Origin of the sequence: Streptomyces sp. NPDC101118 (genome assembly GCF_044759445.1) — a bacterium.
In the GTDB taxonomy this organism is placed as follows: Bacteria; Actinomycetota; Actinomycetes; order Streptomycetales; family Streptomycetaceae; genus Streptomyces.
Genome location: NZ_JBIVZG010000013.1, coordinates 65,281 through 85,456, shown reverse-complemented (window position 1 = coordinate 85,456; position 20,176 = coordinate 65,281). Strand labels below are relative to the sequence as shown.

The following is a 20,176-nucleotide window of genomic DNA, read 5'->3' as shown; positions in this document are numbered from 1 at the left end:
CAATGGAAAATGTATTCCGTATCTTGGAAGTGCGATAGAGGGGGTCCACCCGGCGTCCAGCCGGGGCCCGGCCCACGGCAGAACCGGAAAAGGGCATGCCGAGGCCCCTGCCCTGCGGGCACGCTGGGCGCATGGACGAACGCCGCACCGTGAAGGTGTCCAAATATGTCTCGAAGCACCTGAGACATCAGCCGGAACGCATCGGACTGGTGCTCGACACCCAGGGGTGGGTGGAGATCGACGACCTGCTCGCAGCCGCCGCGGCCCACGGTTTCGCCTTCAGCAGGGCCGAGCTCGACCACGTCGTGGCCACCAACGACAAGCGCCGCTTCGCCGTCGAGGGCACCCGCATCCGCGCCAGCCAGGGTCACACGGTGACCGTCGACCTCGGCCTGCCCGAGGCCGAGCCGCCCGCGTACCTCTACCACGGCACCGTCCCCGCCGTGATCACGGCGATCCGCGCCGAGGGGCTGCGGCCCATGCGGCGCCACCACGTCCACCTCTCCGCCGACCGGGAGACCGCGACGCGCGTGGGTGCGCGCCGGGGCCGTCCGGTCGTGCTGAGCGTGGACGCGGCGGCGATGCGCGGCGCCGGTCACGTCTTCCGGATCAGCGAGAACGGCGTGTGGCTGGTGGACGCCGTGCCTCCGGAGTTCATCCGCTTCCCGTGAGTCCGCCCCTCCCGGCGGAAGGCACCGGGCTTCGCCCGACGGCCGTACGGTCCGGTCAGCCCGCCCGCAGGAAGGCGCTGGTGGCGACCGTGCCCACCAGCTTCAGCCGGGTGTGCCCGGCCAGGTGGGAGTCGGCGGCCGCCTGGACCCCGGGCCACCGCGCGTCGCCGTAGTCGTCCAGCACCACGACCGCTCCCGTCGCCGCGATCTCCTCGGCCCACTCGAGGTCCCGCGCCACGCCCTCCTCGGAGTGGTCCCCGTCGATCACGATGACCCCGTACCGCCGGTCGGAGAGCGCCTCGCGCACGGCCGGGTCCTGCGAGAACCCGCGGTGCAGCCGCAGCCGGTCCGGGTGCACGCCCGCCAGCAGCAGGTTGGCCCGCACGATGTCCTCACTGATCGGCGTGCCCGAGGGGTCCCGGCTGATCTCCACCCCGGGCTGGAGCTGCACGGGTGCGATCGGGTCCACGATCGTCAGCCGGTAGCCGAGCCCCCGGCGCAGGAGCTGGCGGGCCATGCCGCCGGCCAAGAGCCCGTACAGCGTGCCGATCTCCAGGATCTCGCCGTTCGGCGGGCCCAGCAGCGGCGTGGTGGTGAGCTTCCCGAGGATGTTCACGGTGGAGCCGGCGATCCGCCCCACCCCCCGGGACTCAAGCTCCACCAGCGTCCGGAAGGCCTGCGCCGTCTCCGTCCACGCCCCCGGGCGGCCCGCGACCGCCGCGATCTCGTCCGACAGCTTCTTGAAGCCCTCCCGGCTCGGCATCCGGTCGTTGAGCCGGCCGTCCTTGCCGTAGAGCAGGTCGTAGGTGAACGGCCGGGCGTGTTGTGTGGCCAGCTGCTCCTGGGTACGGCGGAGCTCCTGCCGCAGGGTGTCGATCTGCCGGTCGGCCGCGCGCAGCCGCCGATCGATCCGCCGGTCGATGCGGTCGATCACGGGCTGGAGCAGACGCCGCGCGGGACGGGCGCGGAGTGGCACATCGGTCATGGGGTTCTCCTGGATACGGACCGTTTCACGTGAAACGAAGCTATTGACTGCGCCGTATCCGGCCCAAGGGCCATGGGGCGAAGTTCGCGCGCTGTCACCTCCCCAACCCCCGTCCATCCGCGAGCCGTTCACACGCCGTCCATGCGCGGCTCGTCCGGCCCCGCCCGCCCGGCCCCGGCTGCCCCGGCAATACCCGGAGGTGTTTGTCGGTACGGCCCCCTACGCTGTCTCTCACTTCGCGATCTGTGAGGGGGGGACCCCGCGATCGCCGACTGCCGTACGCGCGCACGCGAGGTGACACACCATGACTTCCGCCGTCCCGCACCGGGACACCTCTCCGCCCGCCCACAACTTCCAGGTCGACCTGCGCGGCCTGGTCGACCTGCTCTCCCACCACCTGTATTCCAGCCCCCGGGTGTACGTCCGCGAGCTGCTGCAGAACGCGGTGGACGCGGTGACGGCCCGGCAGGCGGTCGATCCCGGCGCCACGGTCCGGATCAGGCTCTCCGCGGAGGCCGGCCGCGTCTCCATCGAGGACAGCGGCATCGGCCTGACGGAGGACGAGGCCCACTCGCTCCTCGCCACCATCGGCCGCAGCTCCAAGCGCAGCGGCGAACACGGTCTGGAGACCGCCCGCCAGGAGTTCCTCGGCCAGTTCGGCATCGGCCTGCTGGCCTGCTTCGTCGTCGCCCGCCGGATCCGCGTGGTCACCCGGTCCGCCCGGGAGCCCGGAGCCCGCCCCGTCGAATGGGTGGCCGGGGACGACGGCTCGTACACCGTCCGCACGCTGCCCGACGAGGCCCGCCCCGAGCCCGGCACCACCGTGTTCCTGGAGGCGCGCCCCGGAGCCGAGGAGTGGATCGAGCCCGAGCGGGTCGAGCAGCTGGCCCGGGACTTCGGGTCGCTGCTGCCGTACGACATCACCTTCGAGGACGGCGTGGGCAGCCCCCGGCCGATCACCGACCGGCCCGCCGTGTGGGACCGCGCGTTCCCCACGCCCGCCGCGCGCCGGGTCGCCCTGGCCGGCCACTGCGCCCGGCTCTTCGGGTTCACCCCGCTCGACAGCATCGACCTGGACCTGCCCGTGGCGGGCGTGCGCGGTGTCGCGTACGTCCTCCCGGAACCCACCAGCCCCGCCCACCGCGCCGGCCACCGCGTCCACCTCAAGGGGATGCTGCTCACCGACCAGGCGGACAACCTCCTGCCCGACTGGGCCTTCTTCGTCCGGGTCGTCCTCGACACCGACTCCCTGCGCCCCACCGCCTCGCGCGAGAACCTGTACGACGACGAGACCCTCGGCGCGGTACGCGACGCCCTGGGCACCCGGGTGCGGCAGTGGCTCGCCGAGCTGGCGGCCGGGGAACCCCAGCGGCTGGCCGCCTTCCTCGACGTCCACCACCTCGGAGTGAAGTCCCTGGCACGGCACGATGCCGAGCTGCTCGGCCTGATGCTGCCGTGGCTGCCGTTCGAGACCAGCGAGGGCCACCAGAGCCTGGAGGAGTTCACCGCCGCGCACTCCGAGATCCACTTCACCCGGACCGTCGAGGAGTTCCGGCAGATCGCCCCCATCGCGGCCGCCCACGGCCTGGGCGTGATCAACGCGGGCTACACCTACGACGCCGACCTCCTGGCCCTGCTGCCCGCCGTCCGCCCCGGCACCAAGGTCTCCGAACTCGACGCCGGCGCGGTCACCGACCGCCTCGACCCCGTCTCCACCACCGAGGAACTGGCCCTCGCGCCGTTCCTCGCCACCGCCCGCACCCGGCTCGACGCGCACGGCTGCGACGTCGCGCTCCGCGCCTTCCAGCCGGTCACCGTGCCCGCGCTCTACCTGGACGACCGGCAGACCCGGCACGAACGCGACCGCGCCGCCGCCCAGGAGAGCGCCGACTCCCTGTGGAACGACATCCTCGGCGCCCTGCGCGGCACGGCACCCCGCGCCCGCCTCGTCCTCAACCACAACAACCCGCTGATCCGCCGGATCGCGGCCCTGCCCGACGAGGCGCTCACCGGCACCGCCGTCGAATCGCTCTACGGCCAGGCCCTGCTGATGTCCCAGCGGCCGCTGCGCCCGGCCGACACCACCCTGCTCAACAGGGCCTTCCTCGGGCTCCTGGAATGGGCCACCCACCCCACCGCACCGGGAGAGGAGCAGAAGTGACCCAGCTGACCCCCGAGGAGATCCGCCGGGGCCTGGTGGAGAACCGCAACTCCCCCTACGGCGCCGCGCGCAACGCCCACGCCGAGACCCTGAGCGCCGCCGCCGAGGCGACCGGTGACCGGCAACTGTTCCGGCAGAGCCTGGACGTGCTGATCGAGGCGTACGAGTACAGCGCCGAGCGAGCCAGGATGGTCGTGCCGTTCGCGCGGCTGCTCCAGGAGTACGACCGCGACCCCGGCGCCTTCGACGCGAGCCAGACCCACAGCCTCCACTGGCAGTTCAAGTGGGTGGCCGGACTGATCGTCAGCTCCCCCGACATCCCGGTGGAGACGGCGACCCGCTGGCTGGACGACATGGAGCGCCGCTACCGCCTCGCCGGGTTCGGCGAGCGGGCCGTGCGCCAGGCCGAGTTCCACCTCGCGGACGCCACCGGCGACCACGCCCGCGCCGAGCGGGCCATCACGGCCTGGGCCGCGGCCGCCCGCGACCGGATGAGCGACTGCCACGCCTGCGAGATCAACACACAAGGGCAGTTCTGGGTGGACCAGAAGCAGGACGAGAAGGCCGTCGAGGTCTGGAAGCCCGTACTCGACGGCCACGACACCTGCATGGAGGAGCCCGAGCGGACGCTCGCCCACGCCCTGCTGCCCCTGCTGCGCCTGGGCCGGCACGACGAGGCGCGCTCCTGCCACCTGCGCGGCTACCGCATGGCCCGGGGCAACGAGAGCCTGCTCCGCTCGATCGCCGAACACATCGAGTTCTGCGCCCTGACCGGCAACGAGTCGCGCGGCCTGGAGATCCTGGCGGAGCACACCGCGCACCTGGACCGGCTCGCCGCGCCCGCCGCCCGCCTGGGCTTCGCCGGCGGAGTCCTCGTCCTCCTGCGCCGGCTGGCCGACCTCGGCCACGGCGACCGGCCGGTGGTCGCCCACCAGGGCGCGCTGCGCACCGTCGACGAGCTGTACGCACTCCTGCACGCGGAGGCCTCGGAGATCGCCGCCCGCTTCGACGTCCGCAACTCCAACACCCACGTCTCCGACGAGTTCCGCGCCCGCATCACCAGGGAACCGCTGGTCGACGGCCTGCCCCTGGGCGTACGGGTGCTCCCGCTCGCACCCCCCGCGCCGGCCCGCACCGCCGTGACCGCACCGGACCGCACGGCGGCCCCGGCCGCCCCCGCGGAGCCGTTCGCCGGGCTGGTGGAACGGGCGCGGGCCGCACGGCGGTCGGGCCACCCGTCGGTGAACGCCCTGTGGAAGCAGGTCGTGGCACGGGCCGAGGCCGGCGAGGAACTGCCGGGCGACGCCGCCCTGCCCGGGGACCTGCTGGAGCGGCGCGCCCTGACGGCCGCCCGCACCGGGGACCCCGAGGCCACGGCCCTGATGGTGCGGGCCACCGAGGCCCACACCGCGGCTGGCGAGCCCTCCCGTGCGGCGTTCACCAGCCTGGCCGTCGCGGGCATCGCCACCACGCGGGGCGCCGCTCCAGAGGAGATACGGGCACTGCTGGCCGAAGCGGAGCGCCTGGCCGCGGCACTGGAGCCGGACGAGCCGCTGCGGGAGCGCCGGATCGCCGCCGCGGAACTGCACCGGATCCGCATCGAGGCACACCTGCGCCCGCACGCGCCGGACGAGGCGGTGGCCGCACCGGATGCGGGACCCGCCGCCGGACCGGACGCCGAACTGGTCGCCGGCCTGGAGGAGTTCGTCACACGGTACGGCCGGGCGGGCGGGGGCACGTCGCACGACGTGGCGGACCTGGTCGGCGAGGCCGAGTCCGCCCTCGCCAGGATCGCGATGCGGGCCGGCGAGCTGGATCGGGCGCTCGCGCTGCTGGCGTCCGCCGCCGCCCGGGAGGCCGACGCCGGACGGCCCTGGGACGCCGTGCAGCCCCTCTCGCTGCAGGCCGACGTGCTGGCCCACATGGGGGAGCAGGGCGAGGCCGAAGCCGTGGCCCGGACCGCTCTCGCGCACGCCGCCGAGCTGACCGACGCCGAGGAGCTGGCCGCCGTACGCCTCACCCTCGCGGATGTCCTGCTGCGCGCGGAGGGCGGGGCCGAGGAGGCCGCCGGGTACGCCCTGGACGCCGTGCACCGGCTGGACCAGGCCGGGCTGGGCGCGACGGAGGGCGCCCGGGCCCGGCAGCTGCTGGCCCGGGCGTACGCCGAGGCGGACCGGGTACCGGAGGCCGTCGAGGTGCTCCACTCGGCGCTGCCCGACCTGCTGGAGGAGGGCGAACAGGAGGGCGTCGAAGCCCGCAGCACCCTGGCCCGGCTGCTGCGCGGGACCGGGGACTTCCGCGGGGCCGCCGAGCAGTACCTGCTGGCCGCCGAGACCGCCAAGGGCTGGGAGAACCAGCACGCCCAGGCCCACTTCGCCCAGTCGGCCGCGGACGCGCTGTCCTCCGCGGGCCTGGACGAGGAGGCGACGGCCGCGTACGAGCGGGCCGTGGAGCTGTGGGACCGGCTGGGGGACAACCCCGTGGGCCAGGTCCGCTGCCTGCGCTCGCTGGCCTGGCTCGCCCTCAACGGAACCGTGGACGACGCCGCGGCCCAGGGCGCCCGGGCCCTGATGGAGCGGGCGCTCGCGGTGCTGGACTCGGCCGAGCGCCCCGACCACCCGCAGCTGCGCTACGAACGCGGCCAGACCTGGCAGCAGACCGCCGAGGTGCTGCGCCGGCGCGTCGAGGCCGCCGACCCGTTGTACGGCGAGGACGCGCCGCGGGCACCGCTGGCGGACGACCGGCGCACGGAGCTGGGGGACACGGCGGTCCTGCTGTGGGAGCGGGCCGCCGCGGAGTACGCGGTGCTCGGGCCGGACGCGCTGGACGACCGGTTCCGCTGCCTCACCGCCGCCGGGTGGCTGGACCACGGGCGGGGCCGGGGCGAGGCGGGCGCCGCCCGGCTGGCCGCGTTCGCCGAGGAGTTCGCGGAGGTGCCGGGCGAAGAGGCGGAACGCCTGGTCCGTGACGCGGAGCAGGTCCGCGAGGCACTCCTCCGCTGAGCCTGCGGAGGGGGACCCGGACGTGCCGGGTCCCCCTCCGCCGCCCGCTCTCGCAGGGGCCGGGCCCTCAGGCCAGCCGGCCGAGCGCCTCGGTGGCGATCTCCTCGAAGACGGCCTGGTCGGCGGCGAAGTCCGAGTCGGGGATCGGCCAGTGGACGACGATCTCGGTGAAGCCGAGCTCCTGGTGGCGGCCGGCGAAGTCCACGAAGGCCTCCACCGAGCCCAGCAGGCCGTTCCGGTCCGGGGTGAAGCCGGTGAGCAGCACCTTGTCCAGCTCGGCGACGTCGCGGCCGGTGTCCGCGCAGGCCTTGCCGAGCTTCTCGACCTGGCCGCGCAGGGCCTCAACCGACTGCTCCGGAGTGCCGTCCTCGTAGAGCTTCGGGTCGCCGGTGGTCACCCACGCCTGGCCGTACCGCGCAGCCAGCTTGAGGCCGCGCGGCCCGGTGGCGGCCACCGCGAAGGGCAGCCGGGGGCGCTGGACGCAGCCCGGGACGTTGCGGGCCTCGTCGGCGGAGTAGTGCGTGCCCGTGTGACTGACGGCGTCCTCGGTCAGCAGCCGGTCCAGCAGCGGGAGGAACTCCCCGAACCGGTCGGCACGCTCCCGCGGCGTCCAGGGCTCCTGGCCCAGCACGGTGGCGTCGAAGCCGTTGCCACCCGCACCGATGCCCAGGGTGACCCGGCCGCCGGAGACGTCGTCGAGGGAGATCAGCTCCTTGGCGAGGGTCACCGGGTGCCGGAAGTTCGGCGAGGTGACGAGGGTGCCCAGACGCAGCCGCTCCGTGGCGGTCGCGGCGGCGGTGAGGGTGGGCAGCGCCCCGAACCAGGGCCCGTCGCGGAAGCTCCGCCAGGACAGGTGGTCGTAGGTGTAAGCGGCGTGGAAGCCCAGCTCCTCGGCGCGCTGCCAGCGCTCACGGCCCCCCTCGTGCCAGCGGTGGACGGGCAGGATCACGGTGCTCAGACGCAGGCTCATGCCCACGAGCCTACGACCGTCCCGGGGGCCCCACCGAAAACCGGCGCCCCGGCGGCACCACGGCGCGGGCGGTCCCGCGAAGGGCTCGGGTGTGCGACCTGTCGCACGTACACGCCCCGTCATGGGCGAAGATGGACGGGTGACCGCAGCTCCCAAGCACCCCCGGGCCCCTCGGCTGATCGCCACCGACCTCGACGGCACCCTGCTGCGGGACGACAAGACGGTCTCCGACCGCACCGTCGCCGCGCTGGCCGCGGCCGAGGCCGCCGGCATCGAGGTCTTCTTCGTCACCGGCCGCCCGGCCCGCTGGATGGACGTGGTCAGCGCCCACGTCCACGGTCACGGCCTGGCCATCTGCGCCAACGGCGCCGCCGTGGTCGACCTGCACGCCGGACGGAAGATCATCGAGGTGCGGCCCCTCGACCGGCCCGTCGCCCTGGATGTGGTCCGCACGCTGCGCGCCGCCGTACCCGGCACCTCGTTCGCGGTCGAGCTGACCACGGGCATCAACTACGAGCCCGCGTACCCGCCCTTCTTCCTCGACCCCGGCGCCACGGTCGCCGTCGCGGAGAAGCTGCTGCACGAGGAGCACAGCACGGCTCCGGTGCTCAAGCTGCTGGCGCACCACGCCGAACTCGCCCCGGACGCCTTCCTGGCCCTGGCGCGCGAGGCGGCCGGGCAGCACGCCTCGATCACCCGGTCCAGCCCCACCGCCCTGCTGGAGATCAGCGGGCCCGGGGTCTCCAAGGCGAGCACCCTGGCCCTGTGCTGTGCCGAGCGCGGCATCTCCGCCGACGAGGTGGTGGCGTTCGGCGACATGCCGAACGACATCGAGATGCTCACCTGGGCCGGCACCTCGTACGCCATGGGCAACGCCCACCCGGACGTGATCGCGGCCGCCTCCGGCCGTACCGTCGCCAACACCGAGGACGGCGTGGCCGTCGTCATCGAGCGCATGGTGGCGGAGCGTGAGGGCTGACGGGACCGTCGCCCCGCCCCGCTGCACCCGCTTTGGAGGCCGTCCCCGGCCGACCGTGGCCGCGTCGCCCTACAGCGGCGCCTCCCACACCAGCCGCGTCCCGCCCCCGTCCTCGCCGAGGCCCGGCCCGTACCAGCTGGCCCCGCCCAGGGACTCGGCCCGGCGCCGAAGGTTCCGCAGCCCGCTCCGGCGCCCGCCCTCCGGGATGCCGACCCCGTCGTCGGCCACTTCCAGCCGTACCGCCGGCCGCCCGTCGGCCAGCTTCGCGGTGGCGTCGACGAGCACCTCGATCCGGCCGGCCTCGGCATGGCGGAAGGCGTTCGACAGCGCCTCCCGCAGCGCGGCGATCAGGTTCTTGCCCACCAGCTCCCCCACCACGGCGTCGACCGCGCCCAGGAAGCGGTGGGACGGCTTGAAGCCCAGCGGCACCGCGGCCATGTTGATCTCGCGCAGCACCCGGGTGCGCAGGCCCGAAGGCGCCTCCGCCGGGCCCTGCTGGAGCGCGAAGATCGCCGTACGGATCTCCTGGATGGTCACGTCGAGTTCGTCGACGGCCTTGCCGACGCCCTCGCGCACCTCGGGCACGATCGACCTGCGCTGCGCGCCTTCGAGCATCATCCCCGTGGCGAAGAGCCGCTGGATCACCAGGTCGTGCAGGTCGCGGGCGATCCGGTCACGGTCCTCGTAGACCGCCAGCCGCTCCCGGTCCCGCTGCGCCTCGGCCATCATCAGCGCGAGCGCCGCCTGCGAGGCGAACTGGGTGGCGAGGGTCCGCTCCGCCTCGGTGAAGGGCCGCTTGCCCCGCCCCCTGGGGGTCACCAGGGCGCCCAGCACCCGGCCCCCGCTCTGCAGCGGAAGCATCATGCAGGGGCCGTACTGGCTGGTCAGGCGGCTGATCATGCGCGGATCGGCGGAGACGTCGTCCACGAAGACCGGGTCGCCTGCCATCAGGCTGTCGACCACCGCGCTCTCGGCGGGGACGACCACGCCGAGCGAGGTGGCCGGGTTGTCGGAGGAGACCGCGACGATCTCCATGCCGCCGTCCTCCGCCGGCAGCATCACTATCCCGGCCGCCGAGTCCGCCAGGTGCCGGGCCTGCTCGGCCACCACCGCCAGCGCGTCGTCCGCGTCGCCGCCCGAGAGCAGCGCGGTCGTGACGGCGACGGAGCCGTCGATCCAGCGCTCCCGCTGGGTGGCCGCCTCGTAGAGCCGCGCGTTGCCGATCGCGATGCCCGCCTCGGTCGCCAGCACCCGGACCATGTGCAGGTCGTAGTCGTTGAACTCGGCGCCGCCGTGCTTCTCGGCGAGGTAGAGGTTGCCGAAGATCTCGCCCTGTACGCGGATCGGTACGCCGAGGAAGCTGCGCATCCGCGGATGGTGCGGCGGGAAGCCCGCGGAGCGCGGGTCGCTGCTCAGGTCGGCGAGCCGGACCGGCTGCGGGTCCCTGATCAGCGCGCCCAGCAGCCCGCGCTTGCCGTCGGGCCGGTGGCCGATGCGCCGGGACGTCTCCTCGTCGATGCCGTACGTGACGAAGTCCGAGAGCCCGCGGCCCTCGACGTCCACCACCCCGATGGCGGCGTACTGCGCGTCGGCCAGTTCGGCGGCCGTCTCGCAGATCCGGTCGAGGGTGGAGTGCAGCTCGAGACCCGTGCCGACCGACCGCATCGCCTCCAGCAGCTGGGGGACACGGGCGGTGAGCTCGGTGGACAGTCCCTGGAGGCTCCGTGTCGCCCGCGTGGCGGCTTCGAGCGGGTCCGGGGATTCCTGCGACTCCTGCACTGACATGACCTTGAGCCTAGTTAGTCCCTTTTACTGTGGAAAGTCGGCCATGACGGTCCTGCTGCCCCGGCCGTCCCGGCCGGACAGCCGGTCGGCCGCCCACTCCCGCTCCAGCATCCGCCGCAGCGGGCCCTCGGCCTCCGCCAGCGCCGCGTAACCGCCGCGCTGGACGATCCGGCCGTGGTCCAGGACGACGACCTCGTCCACCGCGTCAAGACCCGCGAGCCGGTGGGTGATCAGCAGCGTGGTGCGGCCCTCCGTAGCGGTCAGCAGATCGGCCGTCAGGGCGTCGGCGGTCTCCAGGTCGAGGTGTTCCGCGGGCTCGTCGAGCACCAGCACCGGGAAGTCGGCGAGCAGGGCGCGGGCCAGGGCCAGCCGCTGGCGCTGGCCGCCGGAGATCCGTTCGCCGTGTTCGCCCACCGGCGTGTCCAGGTCCAGGGGGAGCCGGGCCGCGGCCAGCGCCTCCCGCAGTTCGGGGTCGGTGGCGCCGGTCCTGGCCAGGCGCAGGTTCTCCCGTACCGAGCTGTCGAAGATGTGGGCGTCCTGCGCGCACAGGCCGACGAACCGGCGTACGGCGTCCTCGTCGAGGGCCCGGGCGTCGGTGCCGCCGAGCGTGTACGAGCCCTCCTCCGCATCCAGGAAGCGCAGCAGCACCTGCGCCAGGGTGGTCTTGCCGGAGCCCGAGGCGCCCACCACGGCGATCCGCCGGCCCGCTTCGACGGTGAGGTCGATCCCGGCGAGGGCGTCGCCCTCCTGGCCCGGGTACCGGGCCCGCAGGCCCTGGAGCCGCAGCGGGAAGGGCGAGGCCGGCGGCTCGGCGGGGCCGTGGGCCCGTACGGGCGCGGGCGCGTCGAGCACCTCGTACACCCGCTCCGCGCTGCGCCGGACCCGCTGGCGGTACTGCACGGCGAGCGGCAGCGGGGCCACCGCCTCGAAGGCGGCCAGCGGAGTCAGGACCACGACGGCCAGGGCCACCCCCGACAGCCGGCCGTCGGCCACCGCGCGGACCCCGGCCAGCGCCGCGAACACCACGGTGAGGCCACAGGCCAGGGCGGTGAGCCCGGAGCCCAGGCCGGTGGCGGAGGCGCCGCGGCGGGCGATGCCGGTGAGGAGGGAGTCGGCGGCGCGGACCCGCTCCTTGCGGCCGGCCAGGGCTCCGGCGACGGTCAGCTCCGCAGTGCCGGAGAGCAGATCGGCCACCTGGGTGGCCAGCTCGCCCCGGGCGGGCGCGAGGCGGCGCTCCGCTCGGCGTGCGACCGCACCGCTGAGCAGGGGCACGCCGGCGCCGGCGACCACCAGCCCGGCGGCGAGGACCGCTCCGGCGGCCGGCAGCAGCCAGGCGGTGAACCCGACGGACGCGGCGCCGACGACGGCGGCGGTGCCGAGCGGCAGCAGCCAGCGGAGCCAGTAGTCCTGGAGCGCGTCGACATCGGCGACCAGCCGCGAGAGCAGGTCGCCGCGCCGGGTGCGGCGCAGTCCCGCCGGGGCGATGCGCTCGAGCCGGCGGTACACGGAGACCCGCAGGTCGGCCAGCATGCGCAGCACGGCGTCGTGCGAGACGAGCCGCTCGGCGTACCGGAAGACGGCCCGTCCGATGCCGAAGGCGCGGGTCGCGGTGACCGCCATCATCAGGTAGAGCACGGGCGGCTGTTCCGAGGCCCGCGAGATCAGCCAGCCGGAGACCGCCATCAGGCCCACGGCCGAGGCGGTGGCGAGGCTGCCCAGTCCGAGGGCGCCCGCGAGTCGCCCCCAGCGGCGGCGCGCCTCGGTGCGCACCCGGGCCAGCACCGGCCGCCCGGATCCCCCTACCGTCCCGTCGGCCGCCGCGCCCGGCGCCGTACGGTCCCCGGCACCGCCCGCCACGCCCGGCGCCGTACGCTCCCCGGCCTCCCGCTCCACGCCCGCGCCGGCACGGCCCTCCGCACCCCGCGCCGCGCCGGTACGCACCCCCGCGCCCGGCACGCGCACCTCGGCCCCCGGCATGTCCACCCCGGCCCCCGGCACGTGCCCGCCGGACTCCAGCCGCACCACCCGGTCGGCGACCGACAGCAGCGCGGGCCGGTGCACGACCAGCAGCACCGTGCGCCCGGCGGCGAGCCGTCGTACCGCCTCGACCACGCCCGCCTCGGTCTCCCCGTCGAGCGCGGCGGTGGGCTCGTCGAGCAGCAGCACCGGCCGGTCCGCGAGGAACGCCCGCGCGAGGGCCAGCCGCTGGCGCTGGCCGGCGGACAGCCCCACCCCGCCCTCGCCCAGCACGGTCTGGGCCCCCCGTGGCAGCGCGGCCACGAACTCCCGGGCCCCGGCGTCGTCCAGGGCCCGCTCCACCTCCGCGTCGGAGGCCCCGGGCCGGGCCAGCCTGACGTTCTCGGCGATCGTGCCGGCGAACAGGTACGGCCGCTGCGGCACCCATGCGATCCGGGCCCGCCATTCCTCGGCCGACAGCTCCGCCAGGTCCGTCCCCCCGACCAGCACGCGGCCGGTCGTGGGCCGCACGAACCCCAGCAGCACTTGCAGCAGCGTCGACTTGCCCACGCCGCTCGGACCGGTGAGGGCGACGGTCTCCCCCGCCGCCACGGTCAGCGAGACGGCGGCGAGCGCATCGGCCTCCCGCCCCGGGTACCGCACGGACACGCCCTCGACCCGCAGTCCGGCGTCCGCCGGCACGGCCGCGGTCCCGCCCGCCCCCGGCACCGGGGTCTCCAGCACCTCGAAGATCTCCTCCGCGGCCGCCAGCCCCTCGGCGGCCGCGTGGTACTGCGCGCCCACCTGACGCAGGGGCAGGTACGCCTCGGGCGCCAGGATCAGGATGACCAGGCCCGTGTACAGGTCCAGCTCGCCGTGGACCAGCCGCATGCCGATCGTCACGGCCACCAGCGCCACCGACAGGGTGGCCAGCAGCTCCAGCGCGAAGGAGGACAGGAAGGCGATCCGCAGGGTCCGCAGCGTCGCCCGCCGGTAGTCGGCGGTGATCGCCCGGATGGACTCGGCCTGCGCCTTGGCCCGCCCGAACACCTTCAGCGTCGGCAGCCCCGCGACCACGTCGAGGAAATGCCCCGACAGCCGGGAGAGCAGCTGCCACTGACGGTCCATCCGAGCCTGCGTGGCCCAGCCGATGAGCACCATGAAGACCGGGATCAGGGGCAGGGTGACGACGATGATCGCGGCGGACACCCAGTCCTCGGTGACGATCCGGGCCAGTACGGCCACCGGCACCACCACGGCCAGCCCCAACTGGGGCAGGTACCGCGCGAAGTAGTCGTCGAGGGCGTCCACCCCACGGGTGGCCAGGGCCACCAGCGAACCCGTGCGCTGTCCGCTGAGCCAGGAGGGGCCCAGGTCCGCCGCCCGGTCCAGCAGCCGGCCCCGCAGCTCCGACTTCACCGCGGCGCTGGCCCGGTGCGCGGCCAGTTCGGTCAGCCAGGACACCAGGGCCCGGCCGAGGGCCACGGCCGCGAGCAGCAGCAGCGGGGTTCGCAGTTCGGCCCCGCCCAGCCCGCGCTGGAAGGCGCCGACCACGACCTCGGCGATCAGCATCGCCTGGCCGACGACCAGCGCCGCCCCCACCAGGCCGAGGACCACCGTCGCCACGAGGAAGCGGCGGGTGGACCGGGCGTACCGGAGCAGACGCGGGTCGATCGGTTTCACGTGAAACATCCCCCTCGGCGGGAGGCCGGGGGCGTCGGACGGGACGCCCCCGGCACGGGACGGGCAGGCACGGGACCTACGCGGGCGGACGGCAACACCGGCCGCTCGGAGCGGCTAGTGGACCGGGTCGGCGATGTGCTGGGTGCCGATCCGCTTGCGGAACACCCAGTACGTCCAGCCCTGGTAGAGCAGGACCACCGGCGTGGCCACGGCCGCGCACCAGGTCATGATCTTCAGGGTGTAGGCGCTGGACGAGGCGTTGGTGACCGTGAGGCTCCACGCGTCGTTCAGCGAGGACGGCATCACGTTCGGGAAGAGCGTCAGGAAGAGCATCGCGACGGCGGCCGCGATCGTGATGCCCGACAGCGCGAACGACCAGCCCTCGCGGCCCGCGGCGATGGCTCCGACGGCACCCACCAGGGCGAGCACGGCCACGATCATCGCGCCCAGGCTCTTGGCGTCGCCCTTCGAGACCTGGGTCCAGATCAGGAAGACCAGCGCGAGCACCGCCGTCACCAGACCCAGCCGCAGCGCCAGCTTCCGCGAGCGGTCCCGGATGTCACCGACCGTCTTGAGCGAGGTGAAGACCGCGCCGTGGAAGGTGAACAGGGTGAGCGTGACCAGGCCGCCGAGGACCGAGTAGACGTTCAGCAGGTCCCAGAAGGTGCCGACGTACTCCATGTCGGCATCGATCTTGACGCCCCGCACGATGTTGCCGAAGGCCACGCCCCACAGGAAGGCCGGGACCAGCGAGGTCCAGAAGATCGCGTGCTCCCAGTTGGTCTGCCACTTCTCCTCGGGCCGCTTGGCCCGGTACTCGAAGGCGACGCCCCGCACGATGAGGCAGACCAGGATGACCAGCAGCGGCAGGTAGAAGCCGGAGAACAGGGTGGCGTACCACTCGGGGAAGGCGGCGAAGGTCGCGCCGCCCGCCGTGAGCAGCCAGACCTCGTTGCCGTCCCAGACCGGCCCGATCGTGTTGATCAGGACCCGCTTCTCGGCCCGGTCCCGGGCCAGCAGCTTGGTCAGGACGCCGACGCCGAAGTCGAAGCCCTCCAGGAAGAAGTAGCCGGTCCACAGGACGGCGATGAGTACGAACCAGACGTCGTGGAGTTCCATAGCGCGATCCCCTCGGCCTCAGTACGAGAAGGCCATCGGCCGGTCGGCGTCTTTGTCGTCGCCGCCGATCTTGGTGGGCGGGTTGAGATCGGACTCCGTCAGCTCGGGCGGTCCGGCCTTGACGTACTTCACCAGCAGCTTGACCTCGATCACCGCGAGCACGGCGTAGAGCAGGGTGAAGACGATCATCGAGGTGAGCACCTCGCCCTGGGAGACACCGGGCGAGACCGCATCCCGGGTGCGCAGGACGCCGTAGACGACCCACGGCTGGCGGCCCATCTCGGTGAAGATCCAGCCCCAGGAGTTGGCGATCAGCGGGAAGCCGAGCATCCACACCGCCAGCAGCCAGTACCACTTGGTCAGGCGGGCACCCAGCGGCTTCTTGAAGAGCACCAGGTGGGGCACCTCGTCGTCGCCGGTCCGGTGGGCGGCCGGCAGCATGAACTTCCGGCGGGTCAGCCAGAGGCCCGCGGCACCGAGCGCCAAGGACGCCATGCCGAAGCCGATCATCCAGCGGAAGCCCCAGTAGGCGACCGGGATGTTGGGCCGGTAGTCGCCGGGCCCGTACTTCTCCTGCTCGGCCTTGTTGACGTCGTTGATGCCGGGGACGAAGGAGTCGAAGTCGTCGTTGGCGAGGAAGGACAGCAGGCCCGGGATCTCTATGGCCACCTTGTTGTGGCCCTCGTCCACGTCGCCGTAGGCGAAGACGGAGAACGGGGCGGGAGCCTCGCCGTCCCAGAGCGCCTCGGCGGCGGCCATCTTCATCGGCTGCTGCTTGAACATGACCTTGCCGAGCAGGTCGCCGCTGAGCGCGGTCAGCATGCCGGCGATCACGATCGTGACCAGGCCGAGCCGCAGCGAGGTGCGCATCACGGGGATGTGCTTCCTGCGCATCAGGTGGAAGGCCGCGATGCCGACCATGAACGCACCGCCGGTCAGGAAGGCCGCCGAGAGCGTGTGGAAGACCTGGGTGAGCGTGGTGTTCTGGCTGAGCACCGCCCAGAAGTCGGTGAGCTCGGCCCGGCCGGTCGCCTTGTTGATCTTGTAGCCGACCGGGTGCTGCATCCAGGAATTGGCCGCGAGGATGAAGTACGCGGACAGGATGGTGCCGATGGAGACCATCCAGATGCAGGCGAGGTGGATCTTCTTGGGCAGCTTGTCCCAGCCGAAGATCCACAGCCCGATGAACGTGGACTCGAAGAAGAAGGCGATCAGCGCCTCGAACGCCAGCGGGGCGCCGAAGACGTCACCGACGAAGCGCGAGTAGTCCGACCAGTTCATGCCGAACTGGAATTCCTGCACGATGCCGGTGACGACACCCATCGCGATGTTGATCAGGAAGAGCTTGCCCCAGAACTTGGTGGCCCTGAGGTACTTCTCGTTCTCCGTGCGGACCCAAGCCGTCTGCAGCCCCGCGGTGAGGGCGGCGAGGGAGATCGTCAGCGGGACGAAGAGGAAGTGGTAGACGGTGGTGATGCCGAACTGCCAGCGCGCCAGCGTCTCCGGCGCCAAAGCTAGTTCCACGTCGTCTTCTCCTTACGGTCGCCGTGGTCACATCGGCAGTTTGCCTGCTTAATCCCACCCAATGAGGGAGGAAGCAGGACACGCTTGTGAACGCGTTCACATTCACAAGCATTATGTCGTACCGGTTCCGCGATCTTTCATCCGGGGGGTACACCTCTAGCCGAGAAATTCAACATATTGTTGAATTCGGCCATGCAGATACGAATCTCCTGGCCCGCGGGCCAGCTCACCGCCACCCTCGACGAGACCCCGACCAGCAAGGCCCTGGCCGCGGCGCTCCCCATCCACGCCTCCGCGAACACCTGGGGCGAGGAGGTCTACTTCGACACCGGCGTCTCCGTGGCCCTGGAGGACGACGCCCAGCAGGTCGTCGAGCCCGGCACGGTCGCGTTCTGGACCGAGGGCGATGCGCTCGCGCTCCCCTACGGCCCCACGCCGATCTCGCGCGGGGGCGAGAGCCGCCTGGCGAGCCCGTGCAACGTACTCGGCTCGTTCGACGGCGACCCCCGCCTCCTGGCCACCGTCCGCGACGGCGACCCGGTCCGCGTGGAGCTGGCGTGACCGCCGGCCCCCACGGACGACACTGAACGACCGCGGCTCCCGGAACGATGACGCCCGGGCACCCGGCCCCAGGAACTACAGCTCCTTGCGGAACGCCTCCGCCGCGTGCAGGAAGAGGTCGTTCGCCTCGGTCTCACCGATCGTGACCCGCAGGCCCTCACCGGGGAACGGCCGGACCACCACACCGGCCTTCTCGCAGGCCGCCGCGAACGCCGCGGTCCGCTCCCCCAGCCGCATCCACACGAAGTTGGCCTGTGTCTCGGGCACGGTCCAGCCCTGGTTGACCAGCGCCTCGTAGACCCGCTTGCGCTCGCACACCAGCGAACCCACCCGGCCGAGCAGCTCGTCCTCGGCCCGCAGCGAGGCCACCGCGGCGTCCTGCGCCAGCTGGCTGACGCCGAACGGCACCGCCGTCTTGCGCAGCGCCGCGGCCACCGGCTCGTGGGCCACGGCGAAGCCGACGCGCAGGCCGGCCAGGCCGTACGCCTTGGAGAACGTGCGCAGCACGGCGACGTTCGGCCGGTCGCGGTACAGCTCGATGCCGTCCGGCACCTCGGCGTCCCGGATGAACTCGCGGTACGCCTCGTCGATCACGACCAGCACGTCCGACGGCACCCGGTCCAGGAAGCGCTCCAGCTCGGCCCGGCGCACCACCGTGCCGGTGGGGTTGTTCGGGTTGCAGACGAAGATCAGCCGCGTCCGGTCGGTGATGGCGTCCGCCATCGCGTCCAGGTCGTGCACGTCGCCCTCGGTCAGCGGCACCTGGACCGACTTCGCGCCGGAGATCTGCACGATGATCGGATAAGCCTCAAAGGAGCGCCAGGCGTAGATCACCTCGTCGCCCGGGCCCGCCGTGGACTGGATCAGGGACTGGGCCACGCCCACCGAGCCGGTGCCGGTGGCGATGTGCTCCACCGGCACGCCGAAGCGCTCGGAGAGCTCGGTCACCAGGCCGGTGCAGGCCATGTCCGGGTACCGGTTGAAGCTGTTCGCCGCCGCGACCGCGCTCTCCAGCACGCCCGGGAGCGGCGGATACGGGTTCTCGTTGGAGGACAGCTTGTACGCGACCGGACCCCCGGCAGCGGCGGGCTTCCCCGGCTTGTACGTGGGGATGCCGTCCAGCTCGGCGCGCAGCTTCGGGCTCTTCTCGCTCACCGCAGGTCCTCCTCGACCTTCCCGTGCAAGTTCAATACTGCTCACCTTATGAGGATTCCGCCGTTCGGAGAATGGCTGGCAGAAGGAATGAGGGGAGCGCTTGCATATATGCGTGCGCCGGTGGCTTGCGCCGTGGCGCGCATCCCTCGTGAAGGTGAGTTGAGACCACTTCGAAACATCGACACTTTGGCATGCTCGTACCCGCCGACAAGCGCCAGCCCGGACCTCCAACCAGCAACTACCTCTATTTCCAAGGTCATTGGGGGTGGCGAACCATGCAGAAACGTGCCTGTCAACGACTGCATATGCACCCGGACCACCCACCCCACCGAGCCCTACTATCGGCTCGCCATGACAGCAGCAGGGAAGCATCAGGTGAGCCGGACGGAGACCCCCCGGCGGGCCGCCCGGCAAGGACGGGCAGGCATCAGAGACGTGGCCGCCGCGGCCGGCGTCTCGATCACAACTGTCTCGGACGCGCTCAATGGCAAGGGCCGGCTGCCGGACGCCACCCGCCGCCACGTCCGCGAGGTCGCAGACCGGCTGGGGTACCGCCCCTCCGCCGCGGCCCGAACCCTCCGTACCGGGAAATCGGGCCTCATCGGCCTGACCGTGACGACGTACGGGGATGAACCTTTCACCTTCACGGAATTCGCGTACTTCGCGGAGATGGCGAGAGCCGCCACCTCCGCAGCACTCGCCCGCGGGTACGCGCTCGTCATCCTCCCGGCGACCTCCCGCCACGACGTCTGGTCGAACGTGGCGCTGGACGGGACCGTGGTGATCGACCCCTCCGACCACGACCCCGTGGTCACCGAGCTGGTCCGCCAGGGCCTGCCGGTGGTCTCGGATGGCCGTCCGGCGGGTTCCCTCCCGGTCACCGCCTGGGTGGACAACGACCACGAGGCCGCCGTACTCGACCTCCTCGACCACCTCGCCGCCGCGGGCGCCCGCCGGATCGGGCTGCTCACCGGGACGACCACCGACACGTACACCCGGCTCTCGACGACCGCGTACCTCAACTGGTGCGCGCGCGTCGGCCAGGATCCGGTGTACGAGTCCTACCCCGCACACGACCCGTGCGCGGGTGCGGTCGCCGCCGACCGGCTGCTCGCCCGCCCGGACCGCCCGGACGCCGTATACGGCCTCTTCGACCCCAACGGCACCGACCTGCTCGCCGCCGCCCGCCGGTACGGGCTGCGCGTCCCCGACGACCTGCTGCTCGTGTGCTGCAGCGAGTCCACGGTGTACGCGAACACCGAACCGCCCATCACCACGCTCTCTCTCAAACCGCGCCGCATCGGCACCGCCGTCGTGCAGTTGCTGATCGACGCGATCGAGGGGGTCGACGCCGGCCGGCCGGTCGAGCAGGTGATACCGACCGAACTCATCGTCCGCACTTCGTCCCAGCGCAGGCCTCCCCGTACCACGGTCAGCCCGCCCCGATCCCCGGCACGGGACTGAAGACGCGGCCCGGATCCACAAGATCACCCGTCCAGACCACCCAAATCGGGAGAAACAACCAACGCGGTTCGTGTCCGTCCAGGATTCACCACCCCTGGTGCGTCACACAGAGCGAGCTGCATTCCTATGATGGGCGCACGACATCACGGACCCTCCGGCCA

At 72.8% G+C, this 20,176-nt stretch carries 13 protein-coding genes; 6 read left to right on the top strand and 7 right to left on the bottom strand.

Annotated features, from left to right (window positions below):
* Positions 1 to 131 precede the first annotated feature (131 nt).
* Positions 132 to 671, top strand: a complete 540-nt coding sequence (locus tag ACIQUQ_RS21355; protein WP_403978041.1) for an RNA 2'-phosphotransferase — start codon at positions 132 to 134, stop codon at positions 669 to 671.
* Positions 672 to 726: 55 nt separating this feature from the next.
* On the opposite strand, the gene ACIQUQ_RS21350 is transcribed toward ACIQUQ_RS21355, so the two are convergent.
* Positions 727 to 1,656 (bottom strand): class I SAM-dependent methyltransferase, encoded by a 930-nt coding sequence (locus ACIQUQ_RS21350; protein ID WP_403978038.1) that lies wholly within the window; start codon positions 1,654 to 1,656, stop codon positions 727 to 729.
* A gap of 304 nt (positions 1,657 to 1,960) precedes the next feature.
* Here ACIQUQ_RS21350 and ACIQUQ_RS21345 point away from each other — a divergent pair, with 304 nt between their 5' ends.
* Both ACIQUQ_RS21345 and ACIQUQ_RS21340 read left to right on the top strand, forming a co-directional pair.
* On the top strand, positions 1,961 to 3,817 hold the full coding sequence (locus ACIQUQ_RS21345; protein ID WP_403978036.1) for an HSP90 family protein: 1,857 nt from the start codon (positions 1,961 to 1,963) through the stop codon (positions 3,815 to 3,817).
* The gene (locus tag ACIQUQ_RS21340; protein ID WP_403978034.1) at positions 3,814 to 6,819 is read left to right on the top strand and encodes a tetratricopeptide repeat protein; all 3,006 of its coding nucleotides are present in this window, start codon (positions 3,814 to 3,816) and stop codon (positions 6,817 to 6,819) included. Before ACIQUQ_RS21345 ends, ACIQUQ_RS21340 begins: the two co-directional genes overlap by 4 nt.
* A 67-nt stretch (positions 6,820 to 6,886) precedes the next feature.
* Here ACIQUQ_RS21340 and ACIQUQ_RS21335 read toward each other — a convergent pair whose 3' ends face one another.
* Positions 6,887 to 7,789, bottom strand: a complete 903-nt coding sequence (locus ACIQUQ_RS21335) for an LLM class flavin-dependent oxidoreductase (protein ID WP_403978032.1) — start codon at positions 7,787 to 7,789, stop codon at positions 6,887 to 6,889.
* A gap of 121 nt (positions 7,790 to 7,910) precedes the next feature.
* On the opposite strand from ACIQUQ_RS21335, the gene ACIQUQ_RS21330 reads away from it, so the two are divergent.
* Positions 7,911 to 8,768 carry a Cof-type HAD-IIB family hydrolase gene (locus ACIQUQ_RS21330; RefSeq protein ID WP_403978029.1) on the top strand — a complete coding sequence of 286 codons (858 nt, stop codon included), beginning with the start codon at positions 7,911 to 7,913 and terminating at the stop codon, positions 8,766 to 8,768.
* Positions 8,769 to 8,837: 69 nt separating this feature from the next.
* Here the strand turns inward: ACIQUQ_RS21330 and ACIQUQ_RS21325 are convergent, their stop codons facing one another.
* From ACIQUQ_RS21325 to ACIQUQ_RS21310, 4 genes are all read right to left on the bottom strand, one after another.
* On the bottom strand, positions 8,838 to 10,553 hold the full coding sequence (locus ACIQUQ_RS21325) for a GAF domain-containing sensor histidine kinase (RefSeq protein WP_403978027.1): 1,716 nt from the start codon (positions 10,551 to 10,553) through the stop codon (positions 8,838 to 8,840).
* 24 nt (positions 10,554 to 10,577) lie between these two features.
* Positions 10,578 to 14,201: a thiol reductant ABC exporter subunit CydD gene (gene cydD, locus ACIQUQ_RS21320; RefSeq protein WP_403978024.1), complete on the bottom strand. Its 3,624-nt coding sequence runs from the start codon at positions 14,199 to 14,201 to the stop codon at positions 10,578 to 10,580.
* Between the two features lie 105 nt (positions 14,202 to 14,306).
* Complete coding sequence (gene cydB, locus ACIQUQ_RS21315; RefSeq protein WP_403978022.1) at positions 14,307 to 15,311, bottom strand: cytochrome d ubiquinol oxidase subunit II; 1,005 nt, start codon at positions 15,309 to 15,311, stop codon at positions 14,307 to 14,309.
* 18 nt (positions 15,312 to 15,329) lie between these two features.
* The gene (locus ACIQUQ_RS21310; RefSeq protein WP_403978019.1) at positions 15,330 to 16,835 is read right to left on the bottom strand and encodes a cytochrome ubiquinol oxidase subunit I; all 1,506 of its coding nucleotides are present in this window, start codon (positions 16,833 to 16,835) and stop codon (positions 15,330 to 15,332) included.
* Between the two features lie 192 nt (positions 16,836 to 17,027).
* Here ACIQUQ_RS21310 and ACIQUQ_RS21305 point away from each other — a divergent pair, with 192 nt between their 5' ends.
* The gene (locus tag ACIQUQ_RS21305) at positions 17,028 to 17,396 is read left to right on the top strand and encodes a cyclophilin-like fold protein (protein ID WP_403978017.1); all 369 of its coding nucleotides are present in this window, start codon (positions 17,028 to 17,030) and stop codon (positions 17,394 to 17,396) included.
* A 75-nt stretch (positions 17,397 to 17,471) separates the two neighbouring features.
* On the opposite strand, the gene hisC is transcribed toward ACIQUQ_RS21305, so the two are convergent.
* Complete coding sequence (hisC, locus tag ACIQUQ_RS21300; RefSeq protein WP_403978014.1) at positions 17,472 to 18,551, bottom strand: histidinol-phosphate transaminase; 1,080 nt, start codon at positions 18,549 to 18,551, stop codon at positions 17,472 to 17,474.
* Positions 18,552 to 18,902: 351 nt separating this feature from the next.
* Between hisC and ACIQUQ_RS21295 the strand changes: the two genes are divergently transcribed.
* The gene (locus tag ACIQUQ_RS21295) at positions 18,903 to 20,015 is read left to right on the top strand and encodes a LacI family DNA-binding transcriptional regulator (protein ID WP_403668385.1); all 1,113 of its coding nucleotides are present in this window, start codon (positions 18,903 to 18,905) and stop codon (positions 20,013 to 20,015) included.
* Positions 20,016 to 20,176 lie beyond the last annotated feature (161 nt).